We start from the raw sequence: 16308 nt of genomic DNA, 5'->3' as shown, positions 1-16308 counted from the left end.
AGCCATCGAACATGCGAACCCACCGACGCACCTTCCTGATCCATTCAATCGGCGCCACAGCGCTCGCGATCACCGGACGCTCCGTCTGGGCGGCTCCCCCGCAGCTTCAGGAAAGCGATCCCGCTGCGCAGGCGCTCGGGTACAAGACCGATGCAAGCCAGGTCGACCACACGAAATATCCCCATTTCAGCAACAACCAGCGCTGCGCGAACTGTCAGTTCTACCAGGGCAAGCCAGCCGACGCCAGCGCACTCTGCGCGCTGTTCGGCGCAAAGCAGGTGAGCGGCGCGGGATGGTGCAAGGCCTATCAGGCAAGAGCATGAACGGCGTGCGCAGGTAAGCGCGATCACCAGGCAGCGCCCGCAGGCGTGACGCGCGTCGACAACAAGGAGTGAACTGATGGAACTGATTGTGAATGGCGTGCATCACAACGTCGACGCCGACGCGAACATGCCGCTGCTATGGGCGGTGCGCGACCTGTTGGGGCTGCATGGCACCAAGTTCGGCTGCGGCGTGGGCGCATGCGGCGCGTGCACCGTACATCTGGATGGCGTGGCCGTGCGTTCGTGCGTCACCTCACTGGGAGATGTACAAGGCAAACCCGTGACGACGATCGAAGGCCTGGGCAAAGGCGGCGAGCATCCCGTTCAGCGAGCGTGGAAAGCCGCGAATGTGCCGCAGTGCGGCTACTGTCAGCCTGGCCAGATGATGCAGGCTGCGTCGCTGCTCAAACAGACCCCTAAGCCGAACGACGAGCAGATCGTCGAAGCGATGTCCGGGAATGTCTGCCGCTGCGGCACCTATCAACGCATCAAGATTGCCATCAAGACAGCAGCGGAGCAGGCGTAATGAGCGAGATCGTCAATCTGAGCCGGCGCCGGGTACTGAAGGGCACCCTGGCGGGCGGCGTGATACTAGGCCTGCAAGTCGGCGGCGCGCCCATGGCGTTTGCGGCGAGCTCGCTTGCTTCGGCTAGCGGCGTCAAAACGGTGTTTGCGCCGAACGTCTATGTATCGGTCGCGCCGTCCGGCGAGATCGTGCTGGTCGTGCATCGCTCCGAGATGGGCACCGGCATCCGCACCAGTCTCGCGATGATCCTCGCCGACGAGCTCGATGCCGACTGGAACACCGTCAAGGTTCTGCAGGCGCAAGGCGATGCGAAGTACGGCGACCAGAATACCGACGGCTCGCGCAGCATCCGCCAGTTCTTCCAGCCACTGCGCGAGGCAGGCGGCTCCGCGCGGCAGATGCTGGTGGCGGCCGCCGCTGCGCAGTGGCGCGTGAGCCCGGCAAGTTGCCGGACCGAGCCGGGTCACGTGGTGCATGCAGCGAGCGGGCGGCGCCTTTCATACGGCGCAGTCGCGGAGGCTGCAGCGCATCAGCCGGTGCCCGGCCGCGACACGCTGCAGCTGAAAAACGAGGACACGTGGCGCTATATCGGCAAGTCGCTGCCGATCGTCGATCTCGACGACATCGTTCATGGCCGCGCGACGTACGGCATCGATGTCGTGTTACCCGGTATGACGTATGCGTCGATCGAACGTTCGCCGGTATATGGCGCAACGCTCAAAAGCGTCGACTCGACCGAAGCGATGAAGGTGCCCGGCGTGCTGCACGTGGTGCGCATTGCTTCCGCCCCGCTGCCCGCCGGCTTCCGGCCGCTGGGCGGCGTCGCGGTGGTCGCGACCAACACGTGGGCCGCGCAGCAAGGGCGCCAGAAACTGAAGCTCGAATGGGACCTCGGGCCGAACGGCACGTACGATAGCCAGGCGTATCGCAAAGCGCTTGAAGACACCGCTCGGCAGCCTGGGAAAGTCGTGCGCAACAACGGCGATACCGCGGGCGCGCTGAAGAACGCCACGCAACACGTCTCGGCCGATTATTACGTGCCGCATCTGGCGCACGCGACGATGGAGCCGCTGGCTGCGACGGCGTCGTTTGCGAACGGCGCAGTCGAGGTCTGGACCGCGACGCAAAACCCGCAGCAAGCGCGCACAACTGTCGCACAGGTGCTCGGCCTGCAGGAGCAGGCCGTAACGATCAACGTCACCTTGCTCGGCGGCGGCTTTGGCCGCAAGTCGAAGCCGGACTATGTGGCCGAGGCCGCGTTCCTGGCGCGCGAAGTCGGCGCACCCGTCAAGCTGACCTGGACACGCGAAGACGACATACGTAACGACTACTTCCATGCCGTATGCGCGCAGCACATGGAAGGCGGACTCGATGCGCAGGGCAGGACGATTGCGTGGTTGCACCGGAGCGTGTTTCCGTCGATCGGTTCGACGTTCACGCCGAACGTGGTCTATGGTTCGGCGGGCGAACTGGGTCAGGGTGTGACCGACATGCCCTATGAAGTCGCCAACGTGCAGTGCGAAAACGGGGCGGCGCCGGCGCATACACGTATCGGCTGGTATCGCTCGGTGTACAACATTCCGCACGGCTTCGCGCTGGGCTCGTTCGTCGACGAACTCGCCGCTGCCGCGCGACAGGATCCGGTGCAGCATCTGCTCGCGCTGCTGGGCAGTCCGCGCCACGTCGATATGCATGCACTGGGGGTCGATTATCCGAACTACGGCGCGTCGATCGACGAGTATCCGATCGATACCGCGCGCTATGCGGCGGTGGTCCGCGCGGCGGCGGTGCGGTCGAACTGGTCCGCCGCGTTGCCCGCTCGCCATGGGCGCGGTATCGCGGTTCATCGCAGCTTTCTGACGTACGTCGCCGCGGTCGCGCAGGTGCAGGTGGCCGACGATGGCTCGGTGCGCGTGACGCGTGTCGATCTGGCGGTCGACTGCGGACGTATCGTCAATCCCGATCGCGTGATCGCGCAGTTCGAAGGGGCGGTGGTGATGGCGCTCGGCAACACGCTATACAGCGAACTGACCTTCAGTAGCGGTGCGGCCGATCAGTCGAACTTCACCGACTACCGGGTCGCCCGTATCGACTCCGTGCCGGAAACGCACGTGTATATCGTGCCGAGCGCTGCGCCGCCTGGCGGTGTCGGCGAACCGGGCGTGCCGCCGACATCGGCTGCGATCTGCAACGCGATCTTCAATGCGACGGGCACGCGAATCCGGGCGTTGCCGGTGGATAGCGCGCTGTTAAAGAGGACGTGATCGGCGAGCGCCGCGGCGCGAACAAGGCGCCGCGGTGCACAGTAGATGTCACCCGAGCCCGAGGTGCTGGCGAAAGGTGCTGGCGAATTGGGCCGAAGCTCGACAGGACTACCGCCTCATGCTCGCCAGGCCGGCCCCTCAGGAAAGTCATACTGATCGAGCGACGCCGCATGCATTTCGATACTGTAACCGGCACGTTGCGGCGGCATATAACGGCCGTTTCGAATTACGACAGGATCAACAAAATGCTCATGCAAATGATCCACGTACTCGAGCACCCGGTTTTCCAGCGACGCCGACACGCAGATATAGTCGAACAGCGAAATGTGCTGGACATACTCGCACAAGCCGACGCCGCCCGCATGCGGACACACGGGCACGCCAAATTTCGCCGCCATCAGCAGGACAACGATCACCTCGTTGAGACCGCCCAGGCGGCAGCTATCGACCTGGCAGAAGTCGATGGCTTGCGCCTGTAGCAACTGCTTGAACATCACCCGGTTATGGCAGTGCTCGCCCGTCGCGACGCCGATGGGCCGAATCCGCTGGCGGATCGCCGCGTGGCCGAGAATGTCGTCGGGACTCGTGGGTTCCTCGATCCACCACGGATCGAATTCCGCAAGACGCCGCATGTTCGCGACCGCTTCATCGACATCCCACACCTGGTTTGCATCCATCATCAGCTTCAGGTTTTCGCCGATTTCTTCGCGCAGGATGCGGGCCCGGCGCATATCTTCTTCGAGGTTGCCGCCCACCTTCTGCTTGAAGTGCGTCCAGCCCTGCGCGACACCTTCACGCGCGAGCCGGCGAATCTTGTCGTCGTCATACCCGAGCCAGCCGGCCGACGTCGTGTAGGCCGGATAGCCGTGCGCGAGCATGTCCTTTTCGCGCTCGCCCCGGGTGCTGGCATGGCGGTGCAGCATGGCGATGGCTTCCTGCGGCGTGATCGCATCGGTCACATAGCGGAAGTCGAGACAACGCACGAGTTCTTCGGGGCTCATGTCGACGAGCAGCTTCCACACCGGTTTGCCTTCCGCTTTGGCCCACAGGTCCCAGGCCGCATTCACGACAGCCGCCGTCGCCAGATGAATGGCGCCCTTGTCCGGACCGATCCAGCGCAGCTGGCTGTCTGAGGTCAGCGCGCGCCAGAAAGCCCCCATGTTCGCTGCAATATCCTCGAGCGTTTTGCCGACAATCAGCGGAGCAAGTGCCTGCACCGCAGTCACGCAAATCTCGTTGCCGCGCCCGATGGTAAAGGTGAGGCCGTGCCCTGTGAGCCCCTTGGGCGAATCGGTTTCGAGCGTCACGTAGGTGGCGGAGTAATCCGGCGCGGCGTTCATCGCATCGGAGCCGTCAAGTGAACGCGAGGTCGGGAACCGAATGTCCCTGACGGACAACCTGGTGATGATGGGCATCTGAACACCCTCTTCTTCGACAGCTATCGACTTGCGCCTATGCGCAAAGGGGGCCGTGCATACTGGCCTGGCCTCTTTGCGGCCATCTTCTCTCTCCGCGATGCGAGGCGAAAAAAGAAGAGGAAGCACCGCCCCCTCTTCTCTCTTCGCGCCTGGCGGCGACGGTCAATCGTAGAGCACGGCGGCGATCTTGGGATCGCTCATATTGCTCTTGTCGTACCAGTAGAAGCCCGTGTCGACTTTCTTGGGCAGCTTCTCGCCTTTCAACGCCTTCACCGCGGAGTCGACAACGCATTTGCCGATGCCGACCGGGTTCTGCGTAATGGCGCCGGCCATCAAACCCGAATTGATGTCGTCCTTTTGCTCCTTGCCGGAGTCGTAGCCAATCAGGACGAGTTTCTTGCCCGATTCCTTGACACCGATCGCAGTCCCCTCCGCCGAGCCTTCATTCGCCCCGAAAATGCCCTTGAGATTGGGGTTGGCCTGGATCATCGTCTTGGCGATTTCCGCCGACTTCAAATGGTCGCCGCCGCCATACTGGACTGAGACGATCTTGATGTTCGGATGCTTCGCTTTCATCTCATTCAGGAAGCCGTCGCGGCGATCGATGCCGGTGCGGCTGGTTTGGTCGTGCACGACCAGGCCGACCTCCCCGGCATTGCCGATCGCCTCCGCCATCTTGTCGGCGGCGAGCGCGGCCGCGGCAAGATTGTCGGTCGCGCACGTGGTCAGCGGAATGTCGCTGTCGACGCCGGAGTCGAAGGCGATGACGGGTATTTTGGCGGCCTGAGCCCGCTTCAACAGCGGAATGGCCGCCTTGCTATCGAGCGCGGCGATGCCGAGCGCCTGGGGCTTCTTGGCAAGCGCGGCCGAGAGCATGTCGATCTGCTTATCGACCATGGCCTCGGTTTCCGGACCCTCGAAGGTGATCCTGACGTTGTGCTCCTTGGCCGACTGTTCCGCGCCGGATTTGACCGCCTGCCAGAACTGGTGCTGGAAGCCTTTCGAGATCAGCGGGATGTAGGTGTCTTGCGCGTACGTCACACTCGTCCCGCCAATGAGCGCGCCAACGCCGACCACGACACCGATTAGTCTTCTTTTCAACATGGGGTTTCTCCTCCTAAGTTGGCCATCAACCTTCAGCCGTTGGGGGAGCCTTTGGCGCTCCCTTTTCTTGATCTTGTTGCGCGTAGCGTCAGCCTTCGTCAGCTTTTCTTGCGCCGCAAAATATCGGCATACACCGCGAGAATGATGATGAGACCGGTCACTACGATCTGCCATTCCTGAGCGACGGAGAGGATGCGCAGGCCGTTGGTCAGCACGCTCATAATGAAAGCGCCGATGATCGTCCCCAGAATCGTCCCCGCACCGCCGCTGAGCGAGGTCCCGCCGATGACCACGGCGGCGATCGCTTCGAGTTCATAACCTTGGCCTAGCGCCGGCTGGGCCGAATTCAGGCGCGAGGCGATCAGCAACCCGGCGATACCGCAAATTGCCCCGGCCAGGCCGTAAATGGCGATCTTCCACCGATCGACATTCACGCCGGAAAGGCGCACGGCTTCTTCGTTGCTGCCGAGCGCAAATGTATAGCGGCCGAGCGCCGTGCGGTTGAGCGTGATCGAACTCACAACCGCAAGGAAAAACAGAATCAGGACCGCGTTCGGCACGGGCAGGCTCGGCAGCACATAGCCGATCAGCGAATCCTGAGAGATCCGGTAGAAGTTTTCGGTGTCGCTGAAATAGATCGGCTTGTCGGCCGAGACGACGAGCGAAAGACCTTTCAGCAGCAGCATCATGCCTAAGGTGGCAATGAACGGCGGTATTTTCATTTTCGCCGTGAGGGTGCCCGAAATGGTCCCGCAGATGGCGCCCGTCCCAATCGCAGCAACGACGCCGGTCCACATCGGCAAATGCCAATAAGTCAGAAACACGCCGCAAATGACCGCCGTGAAGGTCATCAACGTGCCGACGGACAAATCGATGCCGCCGGTGATGATGACGAACGTGCAGGCGATCGCCAGCACGCCGTTGACCGCCGTTGCCTGCAGAATCCCGAGCATATTGTCCATCTGCATGAACGCGGGAGACGCGAAGCTGAAAAAGGCCAGCAGCAGGATCAGGCTCCCGAAGGCGAGCAGCTTTTGCAGAGCGGTCGGCGTGAAGACGCGCGCTCTAAGGCCCGAAGCTCTTTCCTTGTTACCCAGCGCCGAAGTATCCGATGGCAATGTCATGAAATAGACCTCTCGAGGCTCACGCCGCTTTTAAAGTTTCGCGCTGCGTCGCCAGTTGCATGATGCGCTCCTGCGTCGCCTCCGTGGCTGAGAGTTCGCCAGTAATGCGGCCCTCGCACATCACGACGATGCGGTCGCTCATGCGCAGGATTTCCGGCAGTTCCGACGAGATCATCACGATCGCCTTGCCTTGCTCGGCGAGCGCGCGCAGGAGCTTGTAGATTTCGCTCTTGGCGCCGACGTCGATGCCGCGCGTCGGCTCGTCGAAGAAAAGCACATCGCAGTCGCGCTCAAGCCATTTCGCGACTACAATTTTCTGCTGATTGCCGCCCGAGAGAAGCCGCACCTCCTGCGTCGCGGAGGGCGTACGAATCGCGAGCAGATTGATGAAATGGGAGGCTGTCCGGCGTATCTGGGCGCGACGCAAGAAAAAGTTGAGCGACAGGAATTTGCGCAAGTTGGACATCACAATATTCGATTCGACGTTCATGCCGGTCGCCAGGCCAAAACGCTTCCTGTCTTCCGAGAGATAGCCGATGCCGCGCGCCACCGCATCGCTCGGATTCCTGATCGTCGCCTTCACGCCTTTCACGACAATTTCGCCCGATTCGATCGGATCGGCGCCGAACACCGCGCGGGCGACCTCCGTGCGACCGGCGCCCATCAAGCCGGCAAAGCCTAATATCTCGCCTTTGCGCAGCGTGAAACTCACGTCTCTGACCAGCGGGCCAGCGTTCAGATTCTTGACGTCGAGCGCGACCTCGCCGTTGCTTGGCGCACTGTGAGAAGGCGCAATGTCGGTCAACGTTCGACCGACCATCATGCCGATGATCGCTTCGACGCTGGTGTCCCTGGCGGTGACGGTGGCCACATATTCCCCGTCACGCAACACCGTGACGCGGTCGGCAATCTGCTTCAGCTCATCCATCTTGTGCGAGATATAGATGATTCCCACGCCCCGGTCCTTCAGCTCGCGGATGATGCGGAAGAGCTCGGCGATCTCGGCGTCGTTGAGCGCCGAGGTGGGCTCGTCCATGATCAGGACGCGCGAGTCGAAGGACAAAGCCTTGGCGATCTCGACCATCTGCTGCCTCGCGACAGTGAGGGTGCTGACAACCGCGCGCGGGTCGAGATTCACATGCATGCGGGCAAGAATGTCGCGTGCCTGCGCATTGAGCTTGTCTTCGTCGAGGAACAGGCCGAGGCGTCCGCGCGGCTCGCGGCCGATGAACATATTCTGGGCGACGGTCAGATGGTTCATCAGCTGGAGCTCCTGATGAATGATGCCGACACCCACGGCCTGCGCCTCGCGGGGGCTCGAGAACTCGATCGGCTGGCCGTCATAGAGGATTTCACCCGTATCCCGGGTGTAAACGCCGGCGAGGATTTTCATCAGCGTCGACTTGCCGGCGCCATTCTCGCCCATCAGCGCGTGGACTTCACCCGCCATGAGTTCGAACTGGACTTCGTGAAGCGCCCTCACGCCGGGAAAGCGCTTGTTGAGCCTTTTGACGGAGATGAGCGGGATCATGGCGCGGATTGAACGACAATGCCGCGACTGCCGCTGGCCTCATTGCGAGGAGCGGGTCGGAAAAGCGTGGAGCGCCGCTGCACCGGGCGTCGCCGGGTATTGCGGCTGCAATTACGGCTGAAATCGCAACGAGAAGCCAGACACATTGCCTGGTGCCCCCAAACCGATGTGCCACGATTTTACGCCGCTGGACGGCCGCGGCTCAATTAGGCATTCCCTAATATCGTAGGCAATCGGTTCGCGCGCCGGTTTCCCACTATTTGACGTCCATTTCAGGCCGATTTGCGGCTTCCATGCCGCGCGGAATCCGGCTGACGGATCGTGGCTCGTGACGCATCGAGCGCGGGGAAGCCACCCTACGCTTCGGCCAGAACCTGCTGGATGACCTGCTCGAAGGTTTCCACGGGCTGCCCGCCGCTCACCAGATAGCGACCGTTAAAGATGATCGCCGGCACTGACTGGATACCCTTCGCCTGGTATTCCCGTTCTTCCGCGCGAACCTCGTCGGCATAGTCTCCGCTTCGCAGTACTTCACGGGCTTGCGCGGCATCGAGCCCCACGGATTGGGCCGCTTCGACCAGGATTTCGTGATTGCCTGGGTCTTTGCCCTCGGAATGATAGGCCCGCAGGAGCGCCAGTTTGAGCGGCAACTGCTTGCCTTTGATACCGGCCCAATGCAGCAGGCGATGCGCATCGAAGGTGTTATAGACGTGCGTACGCGGGCCGAAGGTAAAGCCAACGCTTGCGCCACGTTCGCGGATCATGGCTTGCGTTTCGGCGATCTGCTCCGGTGTGCGTCCGTATTTTTTGCCGAGATAGTCGACAATGGCCTCGCCGTCCGGTCCCATCTCCGGATTCAGCTCGAAGGGATGCACGACTATTTGAGCGTCGAGCGCATCGCCTAAACGCGATAGTGCAAGCTCGAGCGACGACAGGCCGATTGCACACCACGGGCATGCGATATCGGAGACGAAATCGATAGTTAGCTGTTGTTTCATTGCTTTCCTGACTGGAATAACCTGGGGCTCGGCCGCCTCGGTGCGACGCAAAGACGGCCTACAAAGTAGCCTAGCCTGAATCGCCAAAATTTGCAGAACCGCGCCCCGGAGTTCGGCCGAAGCGGTCATCCGCGTAAGCCTCAGTCCGGCATCCCGTTATGGTCCCCGAGCGGCCTGGTGGGCCAATCCACCCAGCGGTCCGCGCGGGTCCGTTCGTGCGCTTCATTGAGCGGGTAACGAATGCGGTTGTCGTCGCGCGGACGTTCGCCGATCACCATCAACCTGACTTCGTCCTTCGTATTGTTGATGAAGGTGTGGCAGATGCCGGTGCCTGCCGGAAATGCAACGGAATCCCCTTCAGCAATGGGATGAAGCACGCCGTCGATCCAGACATCGGGCTTGCCTTCGAGCACGTACACAAACTCCTGCTCGGTACTTTCGGCGTGCGGATATGACGTCCGACGGCCGGGCAAAAGCCTCACATGATGAATGCCAATGCGCGTAATGCCGAGCGCGGCGGAAAGCGGCGCATCTAGCGCCATTTTCTCGGTATCGCCGCGATAGGAATGTGCATCCGGCTCTTCCAGTTCGGTCCAGTGTTTGATGAAATCGGGGCGGCTCATCGGTTGTTCTCCTGAAGGACTACGGTCGATGATAGCGGCTTACACGCTCATTGTTCGTCGTTGGCCACCCCGCATAGAACCAAGCCATAGAACAGGAGCATGCGGACCGGCCGGCGGGCGCCATTGAAACTACCGCCGGCCAGTGGCTCGCCTAGCCCATGCGCCAACGATCAGTAAGATCCCATATAGTCGCGCTTGCCGATTTCGACACCGTTGTGGCGCAGAATCGCGTAGGCCGTCGTCACGTGGAAGAAGAACTGCGGCAGGCCATAGTTTTGCAGATAGGCGCTGCCGACCAGCTTCTTCTCTTTCGGCGTCCCCGGACGCAGGACGATTTCCTTGTTCTCGCTACCGTCGAATTGGGCTGCCTCGAGCGCGCCGATGTGGCTCAACGCCTTGGCGATAAGCGCTTGCAGGTCTGCAAACGTGACTTCGGTGTCGGGCCACGACGGCACCTCCACGCCGGCCAGGCGCGAGCTGATGCCCTTGGCGAAGTCGGCAGCAATCTGCACCTGGCGCACGAGGGGAAACATGTCCGGGAACAGGCGCGCCTGCAGCAGCGCGTTCGGCTCGATGTTCTTTTCTGTGACGTGTGCTTCGGCTTTTTTCAGCACGTGGGACAATGCAGTCAGCATTTGCTTGAAAACTGGGACGGATGCGCTGTAGATGGAACTGGTCATGGTCACTCTTGAGTGGATGTTGGATGCGGGCGCCGAACATGCCGCGCCGGCAAGTTTAATGTCTGGCTGGTGATTGAAGTTGTTGACTGAAGCGGCGGAAGATTACCATTGTCCTAACGGGAACACCTATGCTGAAGCGCTGCACGTCTGCGATAGGGGGCAAAACTGGCAGGTCAGCTTCAGGCGAAGACGAACGAACCAACAGGATCGAAACTCATGAGCGACAAGCAAGATGTAGCGCCAGACAGCACAGCAGCGCGCGTCGCCTTGTGGCGCGCGCTGCATGTCGAGGCCGACCCCCTGCCGCATGTGCTGGAAGACAAAATCGGCCTTAAGCTGCTGGCCCCGGACGAGGGCTGGCGCAGCCGCGGGGACATGGACCCGCAGTTCACGCGTCCCTTCCGCGCTTCAATCGTGGCCCGTGCTCGCTTCATTGAGGACCTGGTCGTGGAGCAGGCCGGCCGCGGGCTCACTCAATATGTCATCCTCGGCGCAGGCCTTGACACCTTCGCACAGCGCAGACCGGAAATCGCGTCCCGCCTCACGGTGTTCGAGATCGACCAGCCAGGTCCTCAGGCATGGAAGCGTCAGCGCCTGATCGAACTCGGCTTCGGCGTCCCGAACTGGTTACGCTTCGTGCCGGTCGATTTCGAGGCAGGCGGCTCCTGGCGGGACGGGCTCGTGACCGCCGGCTTCGATGACAGCAAGCCGGCAATCGTGGTCTCCACAGGCGTTAGCATATCTCACCGGGGAGGCGAACGCGGCCACGCTGCGCGAAGTCGCGGCCCTCGCCCCCGGATCGACGCTCGCCATGACGTTCCTGCTTCCGTTGGAGCTGGCGGACCCCGAAGTACGTCCCGGGCTTGAGATGGCGGAGAAAGGCGCGCGAGCAAGCGGCACACCGTTCCTTAGCTTCTTCACCCCGCCGGATATCCTGGCGCTGGCCCATGAAGCAGGCTTTAAAGAAGCACGGCACGTCTCGGCGGCCGATCTGACCCAGCGCTACTTCATGGGCCGGACAGATGGTCTGCGGCCGCCGAGCAATGCTGAAGAACTACTCGTAGCCCATACCTAGCGGCCGCGCACTTTCCGACCGACGAGAGCTCGCCCAACACTATGAAGGCGAGAGGATTTTTTTCATCGACGGCGCAGGATGGAACACGCGCCAACGTGTGGACATTTCAAACTACCAAACAGCCGGTGGCACGCGCTTCCATTGCCTACACTCAGATTGCGCGCAAAACGTTTCGAGTACTCCGATCGCAACAGCGTCCGCGGTCCGACTTGCGCGTCTGAATCCCGTCTCGTACCAATCGTAAGGGGAATCGTCATGGCGACTTATGTGGTTCTTGCACAATTCACCGATCAGGGTATTCGCAACATTAAAAACAGCCCGCAGCGGGCCAGTCAGGCGGCGGAGTTAGCCAAGACCTTTGGCTGTGAAATGAAAGATATCTACTGGACGGTGGGCAAATATGACATTGTCACGCTCATCGAAGCGCCGGACGAGCAAAGCTTCGCGGCATTCGGCTACGCGCTAGGGTCCGCGGGCAATGTCCGCACGCAAACGCTCCGTGCATTCACGAAGGACGAATGCAGCGCGATTATCGGCAAACTCCCATAAAACACCCATCAAAGACGCAAGCACCGCGGCACACGAGCCGCTTTCCGCGACTCATTCTCAGGAGGTCACGATGAACGCAACCGTCAGCGAAGACGTACGCGCCTTCGTTCAAACGGCCGAACAGGCCGGCGAGTATGTCTGGGTCATTACGCTGGTCGACTTTGGGGCACAAAAGGTTAAACGCTCATTGGTTTCGGACGACACATTCGCCATGCGCGCTGCGGCGCAAGACGCCGGCGAAGCCTATCTGAAGGGGCTGGCCGAAGACCGGTAGCGAGGCGCAGGGCCGCTTTGCCGGGTTGCCTTGTTTTAGCATGCTGACAGACTAAAGTTGGAACAAAGGCAGAGGGCCGGACTCGATGGCATTGAAAACCGGACTGATCCGGGCGATCCGCTCGACCGGAACATCCGTGGGAGTTTTATCTGTATTTCGATGTCTGAGTTAACGTGCGAACCGGTCTTGATCGAGGCGGCAGACTTCGTATCGTCGCCTTGGACTGACCGGCGATTATTCCCGATAGGAGGCCCGACATGCGGCGCATTTATTTTCTATTGCCCGACGTGCAAAGCGGGAAGTCAATCATTGACGAGCTGCTGCTGAAGCGGGTCGAGTGGCGACATATCCACGTGCTCGCGCGTCCCAATGTGCGACTCGAGCAGTTGCCACAGGCGACGCTTACGCAGCGCAGCGACCTCCTTCCCGCGCTTGCGCGCGGCACCGCCGCGGGTGGCGTGACGGGCATGCTCGCGGGCCTTGTCGCGATGGCTTTTCCGCCGGCCGGTCTGACGATCGCCGGCGGCGTCGTCGTCCTGATGACGCTGGCGAGCGCAGGATTCGGAGCGTGGACCGCGACCATGATCGGTGTCGGCATCCCGAGTACGCGTCTGAAGCGCTTCGAAAGCGCGATCGAAAAGGGTGAATTGCTGATGATGGTCGACGTCGGGAAGGATCGCGTCGACGAAATCGAAGAACTGGTCAAGAGTCATCATCCGGAAGCGGACATAGAGGGCACAGATCCGACGATTCCGGCGTTCCCCTGAGCCTTCGCCAGTCCCTGCCAGCATGTCCCATCGGCGCTGTAGCGTACGCCCCTGCCTCACCGGACTACAATCATTTATATGACCCTAATGATGCGTTGGTCGCGCGCCAGCTTCGACGGACGCATTGGCAAGCCGGTCAGCGAGGTTCACGGCAGATCAGCCGGTATAAGCAGACCCGATCGCAGCCCGCCACGAGTGGCGTCCTGGCGAAGGAGTGGCGATGAATTGGCAACCAGGCTCCCACGTGCGCTTCAGACGCACCGCAATCACGGTTGCGCTCGTCGTGGGCAGTCTGATCGTCCTCGGGCGTATCACCGGCGTGGTGGTCGACTGGCTGTGGTTTTCTTCAATCGGTTATGCCAACGTTTTCTGGACCGTTGTCTCCGCCAAGGCACTCCTCTTTGCCGCCGTGTTCGCAGCGTCGGCGAGCGCCATAGCCGCATCGGGGTTCCTGGCGCATCGTTACGCGAGGCGTCCCGGTAGCTGGCAAGTGGAAACGGCCCGTCTGTCAGGTACGCCGGACTTCATCAGTGAACTGGCCGACCAGCTCGCACCGCGCATTCCCTGGCGCGCCAGCATTGCCGGTAGCGCTGTTGTCCTGGGGCTGCTCGTCGCCGCCGGCGAAATCTCCAACTGGGATCTGGTGCTGCGCTTCCTGCATCAGGCGCCCTATGGCGAACGCGATCCTGTCTTCGGCCAGGACATCAGCTTCTATCTGTTCTCGCTGCCCGCCTATCTCGAGTTTAAAAACTGGCTGCTGCAGTTGCTCTTTTGCAGTGCGATCGTGGCAAGCGCGGTCTACGGGGTACGCGGCGACATCACCTTCGAGCGGCCGCCGTGCAGACTCTCGGCCGCGGCCGCCGCTCATGGTTCAGCGCTACTCGGTGCGTTCTTCGCCCTGAAGGCCTGGTCTTACGCACTCGACCGCTTTTTGCTGCTCTACGGCGATAACGGCGTCGTGGTCGGCGCCGGCTATACCGACATTCACGTCGAGCTCCCGATCTTGTGGGTACTCATCGGCCTTGCCACCGCCGCAACCGTCGCGTCGTGGGTCAATATGCGCCGGCGAGACTATCGAATTCCTGCCGCCTCGGTGTTACTGGTGTTCGGCTCATCGTTCGTGTTCGCCGTGATCTACCCAGCGCTGTTCCAGCGCCTCTATGTCAAGCCGAGCGAGCTGCAACTGGAGATGCCCTATATCAAACGCAATATCGCGCTAACGCGAATGGCCTACGGCCTCAACCAGATCGCGGTCAAGCCGTTTCCGGCCGAGCAGGAATTGAATCTCACCTCGCTCGAGGCCAATCGCGCGACCCTCGACAACATTCGCCTGTGGGATGTGCAGCCGCTGATGGACACCTACGCGCAGTTGCAGGAGATCAGGACTTACTACAAATTTCTCTCCGTCGACATCGACCGCTACCGGCTCGACGCCGGTTACCGGCAGGTGATGCTGTCGGCCCGCGAACTGGAGCCGTCGATGCTTCCCGAGAACGCCCAGACGTGGGTGAACCTGCACCTTCTGTTCACGCACGGCAACGGCGTGGTGATGTCGCCCGTCACCGAAAAATCGACGGAAGGTTTACCCTCCTTCTATCTGCAGGATATTCCACCCGTCGCTCACGGCGGGCCGGCCATTCGCGAGCCGCGTCTGTATTTCGGTGAAGGGGGTGAGGGCTACGTCATCGTAAAAGGCAGCGTTCCCGAGTTCGACTATCCCAAGGGCAAGGACAACGTCTACACCACTTACAGCGGGAGCGATGGTATTGCCATCGGCAGCACCGCGCGCCGCAGCCTGTTCGCGTGGCAGTTCAACGATCCGAACATCCTGCTAACCGACTACGTCACGAACGCTAGCCGCATTCTGCTGCACCGTAACATTCAGGACCGGGTGCGCGCGATCGCCCCGTTCCTCACCCTCGACCATGATCCCTATCTCGTCGCAAGCGACGGGCGCCTTTTCTGGATGCAGGACGCCTATACGACAAGCCGCTGGTTTCCCTACGCTCAACCGGGTTTCGGCGATGGCGCCAACTACATCCGCAACGCTGTCAAGGTGGTAATCGATGCGTACAACGGCACGGTCGATTTCTATGTCAGCGATCCTGCCGATCCGATCTTGCGGACTTACCAGCGCATCTTCCCTGCCCTGTTCAAGTCTCTCGCAACGATGCCGCAAGACCTGCAACAACATATCCGCTACCCCGAAGATCTGTTCCTGATCCAGGCACAACTCTATCGGGCTTACCACATGGATGCGCCGGAGGTTTTCTACAATCGCGAGGATCTCTGGCAGTTCCCCCGGGAATTGATCGGCATTGATGGTGGGAACAGTCCCGGCACGCCGATGACGCCTTACTACATGATCATGCGGCTGCCCGACGAACCGCGCGCGGAGTTCGTCCTGATGCTGCCGATGGTACCCAGCCAGCGCGACAACATGATTGCGTGGCTCGCGGCGCGTTGCGATCCGCCCGACTACGGCAAGCTCATCGTCTACGCGTTCCCGAAGGACAAGCTCGTCTATGGGCCGTTCCAGATCGAGGCACGCATCCAGCAGAACACCGAGATTTCGCAGCAGATTTCGCTGTGGAACCAGATGGGCTCGCGCGTCATTCGCGGCCATCTTCTCGTCGTGCCGATCGAGAACTCCATCCTCTACATCTCTCCGCTTTACTTGCGTGCAGAGTCGGGGCAGTTACCCGAATTGAAGCGAGTGATCGCCGCGTATGGAGACCGGGTGGTGATGAAAGAAACCCTGGGTGAAGCACTGGCGGCGCTCTTCAAGGAAAGCGCCCCGCTCGCATCGCCGCCTCAGGGCACGTCGGACGCGCGTGCCCGCGAGGCGCTCGCACATTATGACCGTGCAATCGAGCGTTTGAAGGCGGGAGACTGGAGCGGCTTCGGCGCGGAACTGGACGCCTTGCGGCCACTGCTCGAGGCGCTTGGCGGCCGCCGTTCGGAAGGGCAAAAGTAATCGATGACGAAGTTAATGATGGTGGCAATGGGCAAGCTTGATGCCGCGAAGAGGTTGCAAGCAGGACGAGGCTGC

General features: G+C 61.4%; 14 protein-coding genes and 1 pseudogene. 8 read left to right on the top strand and 7 right to left on the bottom strand.

Annotated features, from left to right (window positions below; all coding sequences use genetic code 11):
* The first annotated feature begins 11 nt into the window (after positions 1-11).
* From HHL24_RS08025 to HHL24_RS08015, 3 genes are all read left to right on the top strand, one after another.
* Entirely contained in the window at positions 12-323 is a 312-nt protein-coding gene (locus HHL24_RS08025; RefSeq protein WP_169484971.1) for a high-potential iron-sulfur protein, read from the top strand.
* Between the two features lie 73 nt (positions 324-396).
* On the top strand, positions 397-849 hold the full coding sequence (locus HHL24_RS08020; RefSeq protein ID WP_169485117.1) for a (2Fe-2S)-binding protein: 453 nt from the start codon (positions 397-399) through the stop codon (positions 847-849).
* Positions 849-3113 carry a xanthine dehydrogenase family protein molybdopterin-binding subunit gene (locus HHL24_RS08015; protein WP_169484970.1) on the top strand — a complete coding sequence of 755 codons (2265 nt, stop codon included), beginning with the start codon at positions 849-851 and terminating at the stop codon, positions 3111-3113. The genes HHL24_RS08020 and HHL24_RS08015 overlap by 1 nt, the downstream gene beginning before the upstream one ends.
* A gap of 116 nt (positions 3114-3229) precedes the next feature.
* On the opposite strand, the gene HHL24_RS08010 is transcribed toward HHL24_RS08015, so the two are convergent.
* The 7 genes from HHL24_RS08010 to HHL24_RS07980 all read right to left on the bottom strand — a co-directional run bounded on the left by HHL24_RS08010 (position 3230) and on the right by HHL24_RS07980 (position 10591).
* A complete protein-coding gene (locus tag HHL24_RS08010) occupies positions 3230-4528 on the bottom strand; it encodes an L-fuconate dehydratase (protein WP_169484969.1) in 1299 nt (432 codons plus the stop codon).
* Positions 4529-4693: 165 nt separating this feature from the next.
* Entirely contained in the window at positions 4694-5635 is a 942-nt protein-coding gene (locus HHL24_RS08005) for an ABC transporter substrate-binding protein (RefSeq protein ID WP_169485116.1), read from the bottom strand.
* Between the two features lie 98 nt (positions 5636-5733).
* Positions 5734-6759: an ABC transporter permease gene (locus HHL24_RS08000; RefSeq protein ID WP_169484968.1), complete on the bottom strand. Its 1026-nt coding sequence runs from the start codon at positions 6757-6759 to the stop codon at positions 5734-5736.
* A gap of 19 nt (positions 6760-6778) precedes the next feature.
* Complete coding sequence (locus HHL24_RS07995) at positions 6779-8290, bottom strand: sugar ABC transporter ATP-binding protein (RefSeq protein WP_169484967.1); 1512 nt, start codon at positions 8288-8290, stop codon at positions 6779-6781.
* 356 nt (positions 8291-8646) lie between these two features.
* Entirely contained in the window at positions 8647-9288 is a 642-nt protein-coding gene (locus HHL24_RS07990) for a DsbA family oxidoreductase (RefSeq protein WP_169485115.1), read from the bottom strand.
* A 140-nt stretch (positions 9289-9428) separates the two neighbouring features.
* Entirely contained in the window at positions 9429-9911 is a 483-nt protein-coding gene (locus HHL24_RS07985) for a cupin domain-containing protein (protein WP_169484966.1), read from the bottom strand.
* Between the two features lie 170 nt (positions 9912-10081).
* Positions 10082-10591 carry a DUF1993 domain-containing protein gene (locus HHL24_RS07980; RefSeq protein WP_169484965.1) on the bottom strand — a complete coding sequence of 170 codons (510 nt, stop codon included), beginning with the start codon at positions 10589-10591 and terminating at the stop codon, positions 10082-10084.
* Positions 10592-10807: 216 nt separating this feature from the next.
* On the opposite strand from HHL24_RS07980, the pseudogene HHL24_RS07975 reads away from it, so the two are divergent.
* The 5 genes and pseudogenes from HHL24_RS07975 to HHL24_RS07955 all read left to right on the top strand — a co-directional run bounded on the left by HHL24_RS07975 (position 10808) and on the right by HHL24_RS07955 (position 16233).
* Positions 10808-11666, top strand: a pseudogene (locus HHL24_RS07975) (class I SAM-dependent methyltransferase).
* 255 nt (positions 11667-11921) lie between these two features.
* Positions 11922-12215, top strand: coding sequence for a GYD domain-containing protein (locus HHL24_RS07970; RefSeq protein ID WP_169484964.1), 294 nt, complete (start codon positions 11922-11924; stop codon positions 12213-12215).
* 70 nt (positions 12216-12285) lie between these two features.
* A complete protein-coding gene (locus HHL24_RS07965; protein WP_169484963.1) occupies positions 12286-12489 on the top strand; it encodes a hypothetical protein in 204 nt (67 codons plus the stop codon).
* 257 nt (positions 12490-12746) lie between these two features.
* Entirely contained in the window at positions 12747-13256 is a 510-nt protein-coding gene (locus HHL24_RS07960; RefSeq protein ID WP_169484962.1) for a DUF1269 domain-containing protein, read from the top strand.
* Positions 13257-13476: 220 nt separating this feature from the next.
* On the top strand, positions 13477-16233 hold the full coding sequence (locus tag HHL24_RS07955; RefSeq protein WP_169484961.1) for a UPF0182 family membrane protein: 2757 nt from the start codon (positions 13477-13479) through the stop codon (positions 16231-16233).
* The last annotated feature ends 75 nt before the right edge of the window (positions 16234-16308 follow it).

It is taken from the genome of Paraburkholderia polaris, assembly GCF_012927345.1.
Classification (GTDB): domain Bacteria; phylum Pseudomonadota; class Gammaproteobacteria; order Burkholderiales; family Burkholderiaceae; genus Paraburkholderia; species Paraburkholderia polaris.
This window is presented reverse-complemented; position numbering and strand designations above follow the sequence as displayed.

Excerpts from the sequence above, each read along its gene's own strand:
- HHL24_RS07965 (WP_169484963.1), top strand. The coding sequence starts at position 12,286 with ATGAACGCAACCGTCAGCGAAGACGTACGCGCCTTCGTTCAAACGGCC.
- HHL24_RS08000 (WP_169484968.1), bottom strand. The coding sequence starts at position 6,759 with ATGACATTGCCATCGGATACTTCGGCGCTGGGTAACAAGGAAAGAGCT.
- HHL24_RS08005 (WP_169485116.1), bottom strand. The coding sequence starts at position 5,635 with ATGTTGAAAAGAAGACTAATCGGTGTCGTGGTCGGCGTTGGCGCGCTC.
- HHL24_RS07995 (WP_169484967.1), bottom strand. The coding sequence starts at position 8,290 with ATGATCCCGCTCATCTCCGTCAAAAGGCTCAACAAGCGCTTTCCCGGC.
- HHL24_RS08015 (WP_169484970.1), top strand. The coding sequence starts at position 849 with ATGAGCGAGATCGTCAATCTGAGCCGGCGCCGGGTACTGAAGGGCACC.
- HHL24_RS07980 (WP_169484965.1), bottom strand. The coding sequence starts at position 10,591 with ATGACCAGTTCCATCTACAGCGCATCCGTCCCAGTTTTCAAGCAAATG.
- HHL24_RS07970 (WP_169484964.1), top strand. The coding sequence starts at position 11,922 with ATGGCGACTTATGTGGTTCTTGCACAATTCACCGATCAGGGTATTCGC.
- HHL24_RS08025 (WP_169484971.1), top strand. The coding sequence starts at position 12 with ATGCGAACCCACCGACGCACCTTCCTGATCCATTCAATCGGCGCCACA.
- HHL24_RS07960 (WP_169484962.1), top strand. The coding sequence starts at position 12,747 with ATGCGGCGCATTTATTTTCTATTGCCCGACGTGCAAAGCGGGAAGTCA.
- HHL24_RS07955 (WP_169484961.1), top strand. The coding sequence starts at position 13,477 with ATGAATTGGCAACCAGGCTCCCACGTGCGCTTCAGACGCACCGCAATC.
- HHL24_RS07985 (WP_169484966.1), bottom strand. The coding sequence starts at position 9,911 with ATGAGCCGCCCCGATTTCATCAAACACTGGACCGAACTGGAAGAGCCG.
- HHL24_RS08010 (WP_169484969.1), bottom strand. The coding sequence starts at position 4,528 with ATGCCCATCATCACCAGGTTGTCCGTCAGGGACATTCGGTTCCCGACC.
- HHL24_RS07990 (WP_169485115.1), bottom strand. The coding sequence starts at position 9,288 with ATGAAACAACAGCTAACTATCGATTTCGTCTCCGATATCGCATGCCCG.